This is a genomic window from Pseudomonas sp. 58 R 3 (assembly GCF_900006605.1).
Classification (GTDB): Bacteria; Pseudomonadota; Gammaproteobacteria; order Pseudomonadales; family Pseudomonadaceae; genus Aquipseudomonas; species Aquipseudomonas salomonii.
Window position 1 is genome coordinate 42,160 of record NZ_CVTT01000087.1, and the last position, 17,167, is coordinate 59,326.

Here is a 17,167-nt window from a genome sequence, read left to right on the forward strand (position 1 = left end):
TGGTCCACTGTGACTTAGTGAGCGAAGTTGTCGATCTTGACCTGGCCATCCGGGAACGTCGCGATGATTTCCAGCTCGCCGCCCATCGCCCGGATGTAGTCACGCAGCGTGCTGATGTACATGTCGGTGCGCCGCTCCATCTTGGAAACCGCCGCCTGATTGATATTCAACGCCTTGGCCAGGCTTTCCTGGCTCAACTGTTGGGCTTTACGCAGCTCATGCAAAGGCATTTCCTGGAGGTGCTGGCGGAACAGTTGCTCGGCCTCCGCACGCGACTCAGGGGTCATGCGCGCTTGAAGTTCAGCGAATTTTTTAGCCATGTTTACGGGCCTCTTTACGCAATGTTTGCAAATGGATGTCGTACACATTTTCCGCCAAGGGCACATGCACCTCGTACCACCTGGAGTCGGAGGCTTTATCGCCGCCGATCAACAGGACAGCGCAGCGCCTGGGATCGAATGCATACAGCACTCGATAGGGCCGGCCGGCATGCCGAACCCGCAGTTCCCGCAGGTTGCCATGCCGAGAGCCCTTGATATCACTGGTGTGGGGGAAGCCCAGGCCCGGCCCGAAAAGCCCCAGCAGATCGACGCTGGCAGATACAGAGACTTGCTCCTTTGCGCCCAGCTCATCCCACCACTCTGCGAATTCATCCGTGTATTCAATGTCCCAGTCCATGCGAATATGCCACCTAAGGAATATAAACTCAAGGGCATACTTTAGATTCAGAAAAGGCTGTATTGCCAGCCGGGTTCCAGTCGAAATTGTTTGTACATCCTTCTGTACCAGACGCCGGGCAACAACCCCGCCACCTGCGCAAAAAAATCGAATAGGGTTAAGAAATTTTTCCCCAAAAAAAAACCGCCCTTTCGGGCGGTTAAAAGTACTCGGCTTTGATCAGAAACCGAGGGAGAAGCTGATCGTCATCGCATGGTCCTTATCGTTGCGCGACAGTTGGCCGGAATAGCCCAGGCCCAACTTGCCGTTCTGACTGATCTGGTAGTCCAGGCCTGCTTCCACCACCGCGCTGTCCTTGGCGATCGGCACACCTTGGGTGCTGAACGATGCTCCACCGTTGACAAAGCTCAGGTCGGCATCCGGCTGAGTGTCGCCAAAGGCATGACGCCAGCCGATGCTCCCCCGTGGGGTGATTTTCGAGCCGTTGCCCAGGGTAATGGTCTGGCCGATGCGCACGCCCAGGGTCGAGAAGGTCACATCCTGATCGGCATCGCCGCGCAGGGCCGCCGAGCCACCTTTTTCCTTGAGGGTGTCGCTGTCGTAGTTGACGTAAGCCAGGCCGGCGAACGGTTCTACCACCACTTTGCCGGTTTCAATGGTGTAACCCACTTCACCGAACACTTGTGCGCTGCGCGCCTTGTAGTCGGCTTTGAGGCGTTGCCCCACGCCGCCTACGGCCACATCGCGTTTGCTTTCGATGTCGTGCCAGCTGTATGCCACGCCCAGGCGAGCGGCGAAGGCTTCCTGCTGGTACGCGGTGTAGGCCATCAAGTGGTAGCTGTCGACGTCGGCGCTGGAGCTGCGGCGCTTGGCGTCCAGGTCGCTGCGGGTGTAGCCGGCGGCCACACCGACGCGCCAGGCGTCATCCACTTGTTTGTCGGTGCCGAGCAGGAAGCCGCCGAGGTTGCGCTCCAGCTTGGCGGTGTTGCTGTCGCCGCCCATGTGGCCCCAGGTGCCCAACACACGCATCCAGCCGACCATTTCGCCGTGGCAACCGGCGCTGCTCAGGCGGTTTTCGCTTGGCGCGAGGCTGTTGCGTGGGTCGTCTTCGCGGTAGCAGCCGGGCTGACGCAGGCGCTCGTTGACCGCGTCACGCACGTGACGCGAATCTTCGAGCATGGCGCTGGCGGTGCTGGCATGAATCTCCCCGGACAAGCTGTCGAAGGCGGCACGCGCCCCCCCGGCATCGGCGTTGAGCAGCGCGTTCTGCACCGTTGCGCCACCCACCGCAGCACCGCTGTCTAACGCGGCGGCCACGCCACGTTGGTTACCGGTCGCCGCCACGCTGGCGTAGCTGACGTTGTTGCGGCTAACCGCCAGCGCCACCTGAGTAGGGCTGTAGTTCAACGCGGTATTGAGGAATGCCAGGTTCTCCAGGTTGGTGGTGCCGAAGGTGCCGTTCACTGCACCCGCCGTGAGCAGCGTGTAGGTGGCCGGGCCGGCGTACGGCGCCAGGTTGACCACATTCAACGTGCCGCCCAGGTTCGCCGTACCGCCGACGGCCAGGGAGCCGGTCGACGATGGGGTGATGAGCAGGTTCAACGCGCCGGTGTTGCCATTAGTGAAGTTACCAGCCACCGTCAGCTTGCCGTTATCCGGTGTGACGCTGCCGTTGTTGACCAACGCACCGACGCTGCCGTTGCCGGTCAAGCCTGCACCGTGGGCGACGCTCACCTGCCCACCGAACACCGCGCCTGGGTTGGCCGCGTTGCCGACTTGCAGCACGCCTTCGTCCACGGCCACGGTGCCGCTGAACGGCTGGTTGCCCGTGAGCAACAACGCCCCTGCGCCTTGTTTGGTAATGTTGCCGGTTCCGCTCAACACGCCATTAAAGGTGCCGCTAGTGCGTTGGACAAACAGCAGCCGCGCGTTGTTGAAGATGCGGCCTTGCAAGCTCAGCGCGTTACCGGCCAGCGTACCGCCACTGACGGTGGTGCCGCCGGTGTAGGTGTTGGCGCCGGTCAACAGCAAGGTGCCGGCGTCAAGTTTGTTGATCGCCCCGGCACCCACGATTGGCGCGGCCACTTCGGTAGTGACGCCCGAATTGACACGCACCACTGCGGTACCGGTTGGCGACAAGGTCCCACCCGCACCTGCCGTCAACGTGTAGCCGGGGTCAAGGAATTGCAGGCCAGTGAAGCCCTGATTGCCGACCACCGTGACAGTACCGCCCTGCCCGCCGAACACGGCAAACTGGTTGTTCGACACCTGGCCCTGGGTGCCGGTTGGATCGGTCCAGTTGGTGCCTGGGCCCCAGGTGCCGCTACCGCCGGTGATGGTGCCATCCGGGTTGGTGGTGCCGCCGTTCCAGAACTGGATTTGCCCCGGCGTGGTCTGCACCAGCAGGTTCAGTTGGTTGGCCAGCGACGCTTGCAGGCTCAGGTTGCCAAGGCCGACCGGCAGCGAGCCAAGGGTCAGGCCGTTGTCGGTCAAGGCGCCGCCGTAGCGGAACAGTTGATAAACGCCAAGGCCAAAGCCACCGGCATCGGTGACGTTAAGGGTGCCGTCGAGGGTAAGATTGCCCGCCACATTCACCGCGGTGGTGGATGCGCCAGGCGCGCCGAGGGTGAAGTCCAGGGCGGTACCCGACGATAACGCCAGCGAACCCACCGACAGTGGCGTCGCCGCGCCGGCCTTGAGGGTCGAGCCATCAGCCATTGTCACAGCACCGCCCAGGCTACCGCTGCCGCCAAGGGTCGCGCCGCTGGCCACCTGCACCGCTGCGCTGTTCAAGCTGCCGTTGACCAGCAAGCTGCCGGCGTTGACGTTGGTGTTGCCGGTGAAGGTGTTGTCGCCGCTCAACAGCAACGCGCCGCTGCCGGTTTTATTCAGCACGCCTGCGCCGGTGAGGTTACCGGTGTAGGTGCCATCGGTACCCTGCTCGAAGGTCAGGGCCGCGTTGTTGGCAATCGCGCCTTGCAAGCTGTTGGTGTCGCCGGTGGTGGTGCCGCCATTAAGGGTGGTGCCGCCGCTGTAGGTGTTGGCGCCTTTGAGGGTCAGGGTTGCCGCGCCTTTTTTCAGCAGGCTGCCATTGCCGCTGAGACTACCGTTAAGCGTCAGCGCATTGCTGCCGCCGATGGCCAGTGAGCCATTAAGTACCGCAGCGTTGCCGAGTGTGACGGCCGCGTTGCTGTCCAGGGTGGTGCCGTCGGCCGCCGTCAGCGCTGCGCTGCCCAGTGCGCTGTTATTGCCGACCACCAGCGTACCGCCATTGAGCGCGGTGCCGCCGGTGTAGGTGTTGGTGCCGTTAAGCACCAAGGTGCCCGTGTCGAGTTTGGCCAGGGTGCCGGCGCCGCCGAGGGTGACGCCCAAGGTTGCGGTGGCGTTCGGGTCGACACGGATCGCCGTGTTGCCGGTGCCGCCATTCACCAGGTTGAGCACGCCCGCCGCACCGGAGGCCAGGTTGTAGCCATCGGTGACGAACTGCAGGCCGGTGAGGTTTTGCGTGCCCTCCACGCTCACGTTACCCGCCGGGCCCTGGAACACTGCGAAGCTGTTGTTCCAGTTCTGGTTGAGGGTGCCATCAAGGTTGGTCCAGTTGGTGGTGCCAGCGCCCCAGGTGCCGTTGCCGCCGTCGATGGCGCCGTTGCCGATCAGGTTGGCGCCGTCCCAGAACTGCACGGTGGTGTTGGGCGCGGTGACCAGCAGGTTGACCTTGTTGCTGATGGCCGTCTGCACTTGCACATCGCCCGGAATCACACTGCCCGGCAAGGTGCCGAGGGCCAGGCCGTTATTGGTGAGTGCGCCACCATAGTTGATGATGTTGTAGACGCCGCTGCCAAAGCCGCCGATATCAGTGACATTGAGGTTACCGCCCAAGGTCAGATCGCCGCCGACATTCAGCAGCCCGCTGCCACCGCCCATCACCGGCACACCGAGGCCGACGTCCAGGTTGGCATTACTGCCCAGCACCAGCGAGCCCACCGACAGTGTACTGCCGGAGGTCAGGCCGATATGCCCGCCATCGGCCACTGTTACCGCGCCCGCCAGCGAGCCGGGGCCGGTCAGCGTCGCGCCGGTATTGACCGCTACCGTGCCGCTGGCCAGTGAGCCGCTGACATTCAAGGTGCCGCCATTCACGTTGGCCGCGCCGCTGATGCCATTGGTGCCGCTCAGGTTGAGCACACCGCTGCCGTTTTTATCCAGGTTACCGGCACCGCTGAGCGTGCCTGCGAAGGTGTTGTCGAGATTACTGCCACCCACCGCCAGCGTGCTGCCGCCCGCCACCTGAATCGCGCCGGTACCGGCCAAGGTAGTGAGGCTGGCGTTGCCGCCCAGAATGAGACTGGCACCGCCGCCGACATTGACGCCGGAGGTGTTGCCCAAGGCCGCGTTACCTGCGGTGGTCACACTGCCGCCAAGTACATTGAGAGGGCCGGAGAAGGTGTTATTGCCGCTGAGCAGCAGGTCTGCCGCGCCATTTTTGATCAGTGCCGCATTGCCCGCCAGCACGCCGGCCAGGGTCAAGTTGTTGTTACCCGCCACATTGAGGTCGGCATTCAGGTTGATGGCGTTGGCCAGTACCAGCGGCACGCTGTTATCCAACGTGCTTGCGCCAGTGACGGTCAAGGCGCCCGAACCCAAGCCTGTGGCATTGCCGACCATCAGCGTACCGGCCGCAAGCGTGGTGCCGCCGCTGTAGGTATTGGCGCCGTTGAGGGTCAGGTTGCCCGCCCCGTTTTTAGTCAGGCCACCGGCGCCGCTGACCAGCCCATTGAGGGTCAGGTCGGCGCTGCCGAGAATGTCCAGGTTGCCCGCCAGGCTCACGGCATTGGCCAGGCTGACAGCGGCATTGCTGTCCAATGTGGTGCCATTGGCGGTGGTCAATACACCGCTGCCCAACGCGCTGTTATTGCCGACCACCAACGTACCGCCATTGAGCGCGGTGCCGCCGGTGTAGGTGTTGGCGCCATTGAGTACCAGGGTACCGGCGTCCAGCTTGGCCAGGGTGCCGCCGCCGTTGAGGGTGACGCCCAGGGTGGCGGTAACGTTGGGGTCAACACGCACAGACGTGTTGCTAGTGGCGCCGTTGACCAAGGTCAACGCACCGGCTGCGCCGCCGACGACGTTGTAGCCATCGGTGGCGAACTGCAGGCCGGTAATCGACTGGGCACCGTCTACGGTGACGGTACCTGCCGCACCTTGGAAAACTGCGAAGCTCAGCGGGCTCCAGGCGTTGTTGGCCAGGCCGTCCACGCTGGTCCAGTTGGTGCCGCCGGCATTCCAGGTACCGGTGCCGCCGTCCACAATACCGTTTGGAGCGGTCAGGCTGCCGTCCCAGAAGCGAACGGTGGCGTTCGGCGCCGAAACCAGCACGTTGACCTGATTGCCAACGGAGGTCTGTACCATCAAGTCACCCAGGCCATAACCGACCGGCGCATTAGTCACATTCAAACCCAGGTCCGTCAGGGCTCCGGTGTAATTGATCAGGCGGTAGACACCCACGCCGAAACCACCGGCATCCCTCACGTTCAGGTTGCCGTCCAGAGTCAGGTTACCGCCTACATTCAGCATAGGTGTAGTGGACGGCGCGCCCAGTGCCGCATCAACATTGGCCGCCGCGCCCAATACCAGGGAGCCCAGATTAAGGGTGCTGCCCGACCCCACCGCCAGATGGCCGCCGTCGGCAATACTGACATTGCCCTGAACGGTGCCGGTACCACCAAGGGTGGCACCGTTGGCGACTCCCACGGTCGCACTGGCCAGCGAACCGTTGACCAGCAGGCTGCCGGCGTTGACCAGGGTAGTGCCGGTCATCGAGCTGGTGCCGCCGAGGGTCATGACACCGCTGCCGATTTTGGTGAAGGTGCCGCTTCCGAAGAGACGGCCATTGAAGGCACCGTCGAGGTTATTGCTGCCGACACTCAAGGTACCGCCTTCGACCCAAGCCGTGCCGTCGCCAGTGAGCGCACCAAGGACGGCCGAGGCGCCCAGTTGCAGTTTCAATGTCGTGGTGTTCAGGTTGACTGTAGCGTCGACACCCAGAGCCCCGTCCAGCGAGGTTTCCAGGCTGCCTTGCTGTACATCAAACAGACCGGAGAAGGTATTGACTTTGGTCAGTGTCAGGCCCCAACCACTGTTCACTACCAGTTTGCCGCTGCCTGACAGCACACCCATGAAGTACATGGGGCCCGACGGGCTGATCGACAGAACCGCATTGGGGTTGATGTTGACTGCGTTGTACAGAGCGGTCGGCGCGCCGCTCGACACAGCGCCCACTCCGGTTACGTTCAGGGTACCGGTGCCCAGGGATGTGCTCCCACCCAGGTTCAAGGTGCCCTGATTGAGCGTTGTGCCGCCGGTGTAGGTGTTGCTGCCCCAAAAGTTCAGGTCGCCCGCGCCATTTTTGATCAGGCCACCGCTACCGCTGATCACACCGCCGAGGGTCAGCGCGTTGCTGCCCGCCACGGTGGTGTTGCCGTTCAAGGTAATGGGGTTGGTCATCGTTACCGCAGTGTTACTGTCCACTGTTGTACCGGCCGCAGTGGTCAACGGCCCCGAACCCAACGCGGTGTTGCTGCCGACCACCAAGGTGCCGCCATTGAGCGTAGTGCCACCGCTGTAGGTGTTGGCGCCACTGAGCACCAGGGTGCCACTGTCGAGTTTGTTGAGGGTGCCGAGCCCGTCGATGTTCACGCCAATGCTCGCCGTGGCACCTGGGTCAACCCGGATCGCGGTATCGCCTGAAGTACCGTTGACGGCTGTCAGCTTCCCGCCTGCGCCGCTGACCAGGTTGTAGCCATCGGTGGCAAACTGCATGCCGGTGAACTGTTGCGGGCCTTGCACCGTAACCGTACCCGCGGCGCCCTGGAATACCGCGAAGCCTGGAGCCCATGGTTGATTGAGCGTGCCGCTGACGTTTGTCCAGTTGTTGCCCCCGCTGTCCCAGATGCCGGTGCCGCCCTCAACGATGCCGTTGGGCGTGGTTTGGCTGCCATCCCAGAAACGAATGTTGCTGTTCGGTGCCGATACCAACACGTTGACTTGGTTGCCCACGGAGGTTTGCACCAGCAGGTCACCCAGGCCAAAACCCGACGGCACGCTGGCGACGTTCAGGCCCAGGTTGGTCAGGGCGCCGGTGTAGTTGATCAGACGGTAAACCCCCACGCCGAAACCACCCGCGTCCGTCACGTTCAGGTTACCGGCGAGGGTCAGGTTGCCACCCACATTGAGCAAGGATGCAGTGGATGGTGCACCCAGTGCGGCATCCAGATTAGCCCCTGAGGTCAATACCAGCGCGCCAGCTGACAACGTATTGCCGCTGCTCAACGCCAGATGGCCGCCGTTGTTGACATTCAACGCGCCCAGCAGCGAGCCGGTACCGCTCAGCGTACCGCCGTTGTTGACGTTGACCTGGGCACTGGCCAGGGAACCACTGAGGTTCAAGGTGCCTGCATTGATCGCCGTGTTGCCAGTGACGCCATTGATGCCGGTAAGGTTGAGAGTGCCGGTGCCGACCTTGATCAGCCCGCCAGTACCACTCACATCACCATCAAAGGTGCTGGTGGTGTTGACCCCACCGACGGTCAAAGTGTTGGCGCCGCTCAGTTGCACGCCGCCGCTGCCGCTCAAGCCGGCCAGGCTGACGTCGGTGGCCAGGTTGACCCCGGCGCCCGCACTCACGTTCACCCCGGCAGTGCTGCCCAAGGCATTGGCATTGACCAGCGTCAGGCTACCGGAGAGCACGTCCACGGCGCCGGTGAAGGTGTTATTGCCGGCCAGGGTCAGGTCGGACAAGCCATTTTTGATCAGGTTGCCGGCGCCGCTGACCACGCCGTTCAGGCTCAGGTCGTTGTTGCCCGCGACTGTGAGGTCGGCGTTCAGCGCAATCGCATTGCCGATACCAAAGGACGCGCTGTTGTCCAGGGTCGCCGCGCCGCCGACGGTCAAGGCACCGTTGCCCAGGCCATTGGCGTTGCCCAGGGTCAAGGTCCCGGCATTGAGGGTGGTGCCGCCGCTGAAGGTGTTGTTGCCGTTGAGGGTCAGGTTGGCCAGGCCATTTTTGGTCAGTGGCCCTGCCCCACTGAGCACACCCGCCAGGGTCAGGTTATTGGTACCGCCTAGGGTCAACCCGGCGTTGAGCACAACGTTGTTGCCCAGGCTGAATGCCCCGTTGCTGTCGAGCGTCGACGCGCCGCCAACGGTCAAGTTACCCAGGCCCAGGGCCGCATTGGAGCCCAACGTCAGGGTGCCTGCATTGAGCGTGGTGCCGCCCAGGAAGTTGTTGGGGCCGTTGAGCAGCAGATTGGCGGCGCCGTTTTTAGTCAGGCTGCCGGCGCCATTGATGGTACCTGCCAGCGTCAGGTCGGCGGTGCCGCCGATGCCCAGGTTGCCGGCCAGGTTGACCGCGTTGGCGAGGTTGACTGCGGTGGTTGCATCCAACGACGTCCCCGCCGCCGTATTCAGCGCGCCCGTCCCCAGGGCGGTGTTGGAACTGAGCAACAAGCCGCCGGCATCGAGCGACGTAATGCCGGTGCGGGTGTTGTTACCGGCCAGGGTCAGCAGGCCCGCGCCGGTTTTGGTCAAGCCACCAACGCCGGACATTACACCGCTCAGGGTCAGCGGGTTGGCGTTGACCAGGCTGAGATCGCCGGTCAAGACGACGTTGTTGTTCAGTAATGAGGCGCCGCTGGTGTTCAGGTTGGCAGTGCCCGTCACATTCAGGTTGCCGCTGCCCAGGGCATTGTTATTACCCAGCACCAAAGTGCCGGCGCCCAGGCTGGTGGCGCCGGTGTAGGTATTGGCGGTATTGAGGATCAGTTGACCGGTGCCCGCCTTGGTCAAACCGCCGGTGCCCGAGAGCACGCCGCCCAGGGTCAGCCCGGTATTGGCGCCCTGGACGGTCAACCCGCCGGTGCCCAGCGTGAGCAAGTTAGCCAGCGTCAGGTTATTGGCCGTTGCTTCGATAATCCCGCCATTGGCGGTGATTGCCCCAGTACCGAACGTCGCACTGTTATCGAACTGCGAAATGCCGCCATTGAGCGTGGTGCTGCCACTGACCAATGGCCCCAGCAGCGTCCAGGTGCCACCATTGATGGTCAGGTTGTTGAAGTTGATATAAGTGGCGCTGGACGCCGTACCGGTGCCGCTGCTACCCACGCCGCCGGGGTTTTTCAGGATCAAGGTGTTACTGCCGTTTGCGCCGCCATCCACCTGGCCGGTGGGGGCAAACGTCAGGTTCACGCCCACCAGGCCGCCGAGGCTCAGGCCGATACCGCCGCCCGAGGACACGCTCGACCCGGTCACCGCCGTAAAGGTGTTGGCGCTGCTTGCCCCCATCGACACGCCGCCGGAAATGATCCCGCTGTTGACGAAGGTGTTACCCAAAGTGGACGCCTCGAAGGCAACCCGGCCGGTGAGCGTGCCACTGTTGGTCATATTGACCTGGCCGCCACCTTGCACGGCGACCACTGGCGTGTCAGAGGCAAACAACGAAAGCCCCAGCAAGGGGTTGGAGCCGAGGGCGCCGGCGTTGGTGAGGGTGGTGGTGCCACCGACGCCATTGGTGACGTTCAGCGCCGCGCCCGCCAATGAAGTCAGGTTGAGCCCCAGCAATGCGCCGGTACCGCGGATTATCCCGGTGGCCGTGTTGGTGATATTCACCGCACTGGCCGCGGTATTGCCCACCACCACACCACCGCTGAGCACGGATACAAGCCCGAGCACCGCCGGGTCGATGGTGCCGGAGTTGTTCAGTGTGGTGTTGTTACCGGTCAGGTTCAACGCAATGCCGCCCAACGTCGCATTGAGCTGCGCGCCCGGGTTGACGTTGACCGTCAGGTTATTCACCGCACTCGAAAAGGTGTTCAGTAACAGCGGTAACGACGGCACCCCCGTGCACGTCACCGTGGCACCTGTCGTGGGGCTTGCGGGCGAGCAGGCCGCCATCGCTGCGGGGCTTGCAAGCCCCATCACCAGCCCCGCTACGCCGAGGCGAATCGCAAGAGAAAGCGCAGAAATACGAGGTGCAACAGCAGTAGCAAGTCTTCTATCCACGCTCAACTCCTTGTGGTTCAAGCCTTTCATCCATGAGTGCGTAGAAGCTCAACGTTATTGGCCCACACGCATCGAATTCGAAATACCTGACCGTGGCGACAACTGATCCAATTTGTCGAAACGGTAGTAGACCTACAGAAAAGTCATTGAATTAAATGGTATTAATACTTTCGTAAGCGCCCCGTAAGAACAGGATTACAGCCAGCATCCATTGACGGTTGCGACATAAATACAAGTTTCTAAATGTAAAAAACGCTCTAATAGCGCCCTGTAGATTCGCTTAAAAGGTCTGGGAGATCTCAATGCCCCATGAAGGCAACCTGTTACAAGCAGCCGTGGTGTTCCTGCTCGCCGCTGTGTTGACCGTGCCTTTGGCCAAGCGCCTGCAACTGGGCGCCGTGCTGGGCTATTTGTTTGCCGGCGTGATCATCGGCCCGTCGGTGCTGGGCCTGATAGGCAACCCGCAAAGCGTGGCGCAGTTTTCTGAATTGGGCGTGGTGTTGCTGCTGTTTATCATTGGCCTGGAGCTGTCGCCCAAACGTTTATGGGTGATGCGCAAGGCGGTGTTCGGCGTCGGCCTGGCCCAGGTGGTGCTCACCGGCGTGGTGATGGGCGTGGTGGCGTTGTGGCTGTTCGGCCAACCCTGGAACAGTGCAATCGTGCTGGGCCTGGGCCTGGCGCTGTCTTCCACGGCGTTTGGCCTGCAAAGCCTGGCCGAACGCAAGGAGCTCAACCAGCCCCACGGGCGCCTGGCCTTTGCCATCCTGCTGTTCCAGGACATCGCGGCGATCCCGCTGATCGCCATGGTGCCGCTGCTGGCCGGCAGTGATCACCCGACGACCGAAGCCCAGGGCGTGCAACATGTGCTGCAGATTCTGGGCAGCATCGCCGTGGTGATCATCGGCGGGCGTTACCTGTTGCGCCCGGTGTTTCGTATCGTCGCCAAGACCGGCCTGCGCGAAGTGTCCACCGCCACCGCGCTGCTGGTGGTGATCGGCACCGCCTGGTTGATGGAATTGGTGGGCGTGTCCATGGCCCTCGGTGCGTTCCTCGCCGGGCTGTTGCTGGCCGATTCGGAGTACCGCCACGAACTGGAATCCCAGATCGAGCCGTTCAAGGGCCTACTGCTGGGCCTGTTTTTTATCAGCGTGGGCATGGGCGCCAACCTCAGCCTGCTGCTCAGCACGCCGCTGATGGTGATCGGCCTGACCCTGCTGCTGATTGGCCTGAAACTGCCGCTGCTGTACGCCGTGGGCCGGTGGGTGGGTGACCTCAACCGCGAAAGCGCTTTGCGCCTCGGTGTGGTACTGGCCGCAGGCGGTGAGTTCGCCTTTGTGGTGTTCAAGATCGGCCGCGACCAGGGCCTGTTCGAGCCGCACCTTTACGATGTGCTGGTGCTGACCATCACCCTGTCCATGGCCGTGACGCCGCTGCTGTTGTTGGTGTGCCCCAAGCTGTTCAAGCCCAAGGCCAAGTCGGTGGAAGTGCCGGAGGAATACCGCACCATCGAAAGTGACGCGCCCCGCGTGGTGATCGCCGGTATGGGCCGTATGGGCCAGATCGTCGCGCGGATTCTGCGCGCGCAGAACATTTCGTTTATTGCTCTCGACACCTCGGTGGAAACCATCGAGCTGACCCGCAGTTTCGGTGGCATGCCGGTGTTCTACGGCGACCCGCAGCGCCCGGAAATCCTGCATGCGGCCAAGGTCGACCAGGCCGAGTTTTTCGTGATCGCCATGGATGACCCGGAGATCAACATCAAGACCGCCGCCCTGGTGCGCAGCCTCTACCCACACATGAAAATCATCGCCCGCGCGCGCAACCGCCAGCACGTTCATCGCCTGGTCGACCTGGACGCCTCGCCGGTACGCGAGACCTTCTACTCCAGCCTGGAAATGAGCCGGCGCACCCTGGTCGGCCTGGGCTTGAGCCAGGCCCAGGCCGACGCGCGCATCGATCGATTCAAAAACCACGACCATCAACTACTCGCCGCTCAGCACGCGGTGTATGACGACGCGGCCAAAGTACTGCAATCGGCCCAGGAAGCCCGCACGGAACTGGCGCGCCTGTTTGAGATGGACCGGCTTGAGGAGGAGTCCGACAAGGTGTGAGCTTACGGATGAACGACATTGCGAAATTTCTGACAGAATACGCCGCAATTTCGTTCATCCTTGGAGCGCTTCATGGCCACTTTCACCAAGACCGCCGTCCTGCTGGCCCTTGCGCTTACCGCCGGTAGCGTGTTCGCCGCCAGCAAGTCCCCTGCCACCCAGACCATCTCGACCTTGGGCGGCAAATTCACCTTCAACTTGCCCAAGGCGTTCGTCGCTGACACGCTGCCAACCGGCAAGGTCGAGGATGGCACCGCCGACACTCAAGGCACGCTGTACGCCAACGCGACCACGAAAAGTGTAGTGATCGTCGCCGAAACCGTGCGTAACGACGGGGCAAGTATAAAGGACAATGACCCGCAGTTCCTTGATGGCGCCGTGGCGGACTTCGTCAAGGATCAGAGCGCTGCCCTGCCCGACTTCAAAAAGCAAAACGAGAAGAAGCTGACGTTTAAAGGCCTGGGCCTGCGCCAGGTGGACAGCACGGCGACCCAGGGCGGTGGCAAGACGTTGAACTCCACGTTCCTCGGCGGTTCGGGCAACCATCTGCTGGTGATCCAGGCGATTTCGCGGGCCGATGATGTGAAAGGGCATGCCGAGTTGGTGAAGCAGATTACCGGCGGCAAGTAGTACAACGATCGTTCCCACGCTCTGCGTGGGAATGCCTCCTGTGACGCTTCGCGTCATGACCTTCAAAAGCAGACGCGGAGCGTCCAGGGCTGCATTCCCACGCAGAGCGTGGGAACGATCATATCTAATGTGGGAGCGAGCAAGCCCGCTCCCACATTTTGATCTTCATTTACTTCAAACTATTTTCCAGCCAAGCCTTGAGGTCCTGTATTTCAGCCTCGCTCACGGTATGCGGCATGCCCACATACCCATGAAACTCAGGCTTTAACCCCAGCCCCAGCAACACCTCATTGGCGCGGGTGGCCGACGCATACGGCAGCGCCTGATCCAAGGTGCCATGGCCGATAAAAATCGCCAGCCTATTCAATGACTCATCAGGCTTGAGCTCAGCCTTGAGCACCGGCAACACGCTGCCACTCAACGCCGCAATCCCGCGTACCCTGGCAGGCTGTCGCAAGCCCACTTCATAGGCCATGATCGCGCCCTGGCTGAACCCCACCAGGAACACCCGATCACTGTGGGTGTGGTACTTGGCCGTGGCCTTGCTGACAAAATCCTCAATCAGCTTGGCGCTGCGTTGCAAATCCGCAGTCTCGCCGTCGTAGTCGCCTTCACCGGATTTCCTGGCAAACCAGCGATAACCGCTGGGGTCCACCGGCATCGGCGCGCGGGCCGACACATAGGTCCAGGTGGACGGCAACGCGTCCTTGATGCCAAACAAGTCTTGCTCGTTACTGCCAAACCCGTGCAGAAAGATCACCAGCGGCTGGTTGCGCGCATCACTCTGCGTCTGCTCCAGGTACGCCAAGGGCAAGTCGGTGTGCAAGGCATCATCGGCGTGGGCGGCACCGGCGACCAACGCCAGCGCCAGGGCGAACTGTTTGAACATGGGCATCAACCTCAGGGTTTGCGCAACAGATACGTGTCCATGATCCAGCCATTTTCCAGGCGCGCGGCCTTGCGCACCCGTTGGATTTCGTCGGCCACTTCGCTGACTTTGCCGCTGATCAGTATTTCATCCGGCGTGCCCAGGTAGGCGCCCCAATAAATATCCATATCCTGATCGGCCACAGTGCGGTAGGAGTCCTCGGCATCGAGCATCACCACCAAGGTATCGGCATCACTCGCCTGCCCCGCCGCCAGCCGGCGCCCGGTGGTGATCTCGATGGAGCGGCCGATGCGGTTGAGCGCCACCTTATGCTGGGCCGCCAGGGCCTGCACACTGGTGATGCCGGGGATTACTTCGAACTCGAACGCACAACGGCCGCTGGCCAGAATCGCCTGCAGGATGCGGATGGTGCTGTCGTACAGCGCCGGGTCGCCCCAGGCCAGGAAAGCGCCCACTTCACCGTCGGCCATGTGCTCGTTGATCATGCGCTCGAACGTGTGCTGTTTGTCGCGGTTCAGGTCCTGCACGGCGGTGGTGTAGTCGATATCACCGCGCACGCGCTCGGGGCAATCGGCCTCGACGAAACGGTAACCGGGCTCGGTGATGTAGGTCTCGCAGATCTCGCGGCGCAGGTCGATCAACTTGTCTTTGCTCTGGCCCTTGTCCATCAGGAAAAACACGTCGGTGCGGTTCAGCGCCTTTACGGCCTGCATCGTGATGTAGTCAGGGTTGCCGGCGCCAATGCCGATGATCAGGATGCGTTTCATGGGGTGCTCTCATTACGGGGCGTGGATTTTGCCACGTTCATGGCACTCGGCGTGAGTTTCCAGGCGCAGGCGCCACACCGAGTTGAAACGCAGCTCGGTGGCGGACAGCGGCTCGACGTCGATCAAGTAGAACTTCGAGAGGGGAAACTGCATGACGTACAGCAGGGCGGCGCGGATCACAAAGGGGTGCGTGACGGCCACGACATGGCCGGGGTGGCTTTCGAGGGATTTGAGCCAGTGCCCAACCCGCGTGCAGAGCTGCTCTACCGATTCACCGCCATGGGGTGCGGCGGTGCTGTCGGTCATCCAGGCCGCCAACGCGTCGGGGGCCAACTGATCAATGGCCTGGCCTTTCCAGGCGCCGAAATCAGCGTCACGCAAAGCATTTTCGATCTGCGCCTCGGCACCGAACAGGCCCGCGGTCTGACGGGTTCTGGCCTCGGGCGCGCTGACTAACCGCAGGGTTTTCTTGAAACGCCCGGCCAGGGATAGCGCCGCACCTTGCCAATCCATCGCCACAGACTCGTCATCGGGAAAACGCCCGTACTTTTGCAGCGGCGTGACGGCATGGCAAATCAAGGTCAAGCGGGTGGCCTGCATCACAATTCACTCTGTTTCGTGGCGCAGTCAGCGGAGACTGGCGGGGTTGTCTCAATATATTACAACACACACGAAACAGGACGTCGGTCAAACCCCAACGCCCCTGAGCGATCAGGCCAGTGCCGCAGCCGCAGGCGGCGCGACCACCGGGCCAGCGCTGGCAACAAAGTCCTCTTTGCGCAACACCACCAGGGCAATCAGCGACACCACACCGGTGGCCACGTAGAAGTACCACGGTGAAGTGATGTCGCCCGTCACTTTGATCAGCCAGGTGGAGATCAACGGCGCGCTGCCACCAAACACCGCGACCGGCACGTTATAGGCCACGGCAATCCCGGTGGAGCGGATGCGCGTCGGCAGCAGTTCACTCATCAGCGCGTAGGTGGATGAGGCGTACAGCCCGAACAGGATCGCCACGGCCATCAACGGCGCGAAGAACGACGCGGGCGTGGCGGTGGGGGCCGACTTGAACAGCCAGAACATCGCCAGCGTGGCCAAAGTGCCGATCACCATCAGAAACGGCTTGCGCCCGTATTTGTCGGTGAAGGCGCCACCAAACGGCATCACGAAGGCCGCCGAGAAGCTGGCGACAAACACATAGAGCAAGGTGGTGCCGCTGTCGAACTTGAGGATCTTGGCCATGTAGGTCGAGGCGAAGGTCAGTACCAGGTAAAAGATCGAGCTGTGCAAGGTGATGATGAAGAACACCAGGGCGATGGCGCGTTTCCACTGCCAGACCTCGCGCAGCGGCGCGCGGGAGGTTTGCCCGGCGCGTTGCAGGGCCAGAAACTCCGGGCTGTCTTCGAGCTTGAGGCGGATATACATGGAGATAAACCCCAGCGGCGCCGCGATCAGGAACGGCACGCGCCAGGCCCATTCCTGCATCGTGTCGGCGCCCAGAATCCAGGTCATGCCGTTCGCCACGGCGCCACCCAGCAGCAGGCCGAGCACGGCGGTGACCATCAACCAGCACGTGGCAAAACCACGGCGGCCGGGGCCGGCGTATTCGGAGATAAAACTGGTGACGGTGCCGATTTCGCCGCCCGCCGAAAAGCCCTGCACGCAGCGCACCAGAATCAGCAGGATCGGCGCGGCGATGCCCAGGGTCGCGTAAGTGGGCAACAGGCCCAGCATTACGGTGGAGCCGGTCATCATCACCAGCGCCATGATCAGGGTTTTGCGTCGGCCGATCTTGTCCGCCAGCGGGCCGAAGAACAGCCCGCCCAGCGGCCGGATAAAGAAGCTCAGGGCGAACGCCGCGAAACTGGCGAGCAGGCTGGTGGTGGGGTCATCGGAGACGAAAAACGCCTGGCCGATGTACACGGCGAGAAAGCCGTAGACGCCATAGTCATACCACTCGATCAGGTGGCCCGAGGTGGCACCGAGAAATGCACGGCGGCGCTTGCGCTGCGTGTCTTGCGCTGTATTGCCCATCG

9 protein-coding genes are annotated in these 17,167 nt (G+C 62.4%); 2 read left to right on the plus strand and 7 right to left on the minus strand.

Annotated elements, in window-relative coordinates:
• Positions 1–14: 14 nt before the first annotated feature.
• The 3 genes from BFP92_RS29015 to BFP92_RS29025 all read right to left on the minus strand — a co-directional run bounded on the left by BFP92_RS29015 (position 15) and on the right by BFP92_RS29025 (position 10,650).
• Positions 15–320, minus strand: coding sequence for an XRE family transcriptional regulator (locus BFP92_RS29015; RefSeq protein WP_065932116.1), 306 nt, complete (start codon positions 318–320; stop codon positions 15–17).
• Positions 313–678 (minus strand): type II toxin-antitoxin system RelE/ParE family toxin, encoded by a 366-nt coding sequence (locus tag BFP92_RS30890; protein ID WP_083221817.1) that lies wholly within the window; start codon positions 676–678, stop codon positions 313–315. Before BFP92_RS30890 ends, BFP92_RS29015 begins: the two co-directional genes overlap by 8 nt.
• Before the next feature lie 219 nt (positions 679–897).
• Positions 898–10,650 (minus strand): autotransporter-associated beta strand repeat-containing protein, encoded by a 9,753-nt coding sequence (locus BFP92_RS29025; RefSeq protein WP_083221818.1) that lies wholly within the window; start codon positions 10,648–10,650, stop codon positions 898–900.
• A gap of 386 nt (positions 10,651–11,036) precedes the next feature.
• Here BFP92_RS29025 and BFP92_RS29030 point away from each other — a divergent pair, with 386 nt between their 5' ends.
• Complete coding sequence (locus BFP92_RS29030; protein WP_065932118.1) at positions 11,037–12,845, plus strand: monovalent cation:proton antiporter-2 (CPA2) family protein; 1,809 nt, start codon at positions 11,037–11,039, stop codon at positions 12,843–12,845.
• A gap of 72 nt (positions 12,846–12,917) precedes the next feature.
• Entirely contained in the window at positions 12,918–13,475 is a 558-nt protein-coding gene (locus BFP92_RS29035; RefSeq protein ID WP_056859400.1) for a DcrB/PsbP domain-containing protein, read from the plus strand.
• A 169-nt stretch (positions 13,476–13,644) separates the two neighbouring features.
• Here BFP92_RS29035 and BFP92_RS29040 read toward each other — a convergent pair whose 3' ends face one another.
• From BFP92_RS29040 to BFP92_RS29055, 4 genes are all read right to left on the minus strand, one after another.
• Complete coding sequence (locus BFP92_RS29040; protein WP_065932119.1) at positions 13,645–14,364, minus strand: alpha/beta hydrolase; 720 nt, start codon at positions 14,362–14,364, stop codon at positions 13,645–13,647.
• Between the two features lie 11 nt (positions 14,365–14,375).
• Positions 14,376–15,131, minus strand: a complete 756-nt coding sequence (gene cobF / locus BFP92_RS29045) for a precorrin-6A synthase (deacetylating) (protein WP_065932120.1) — start codon at positions 15,129–15,131, stop codon at positions 14,376–14,378.
• Between the two features lie 12 nt (positions 15,132–15,143).
• Positions 15,144–15,731, minus strand: a complete 588-nt coding sequence (locus tag BFP92_RS29050; protein WP_065932121.1) for a histidine phosphatase family protein — start codon at positions 15,729–15,731, stop codon at positions 15,144–15,146.
• Between the two features lie 111 nt (positions 15,732–15,842).
• Positions 15,843–17,165 carry an MFS transporter gene (locus BFP92_RS29055; RefSeq protein ID WP_065932122.1) on the minus strand — a complete coding sequence of 441 codons (1,323 nt, stop codon included), beginning with the start codon at positions 17,163–17,165 and terminating at the stop codon, positions 15,843–15,845.
• Positions 17,166–17,167: the final 2 nt, after the last annotated feature.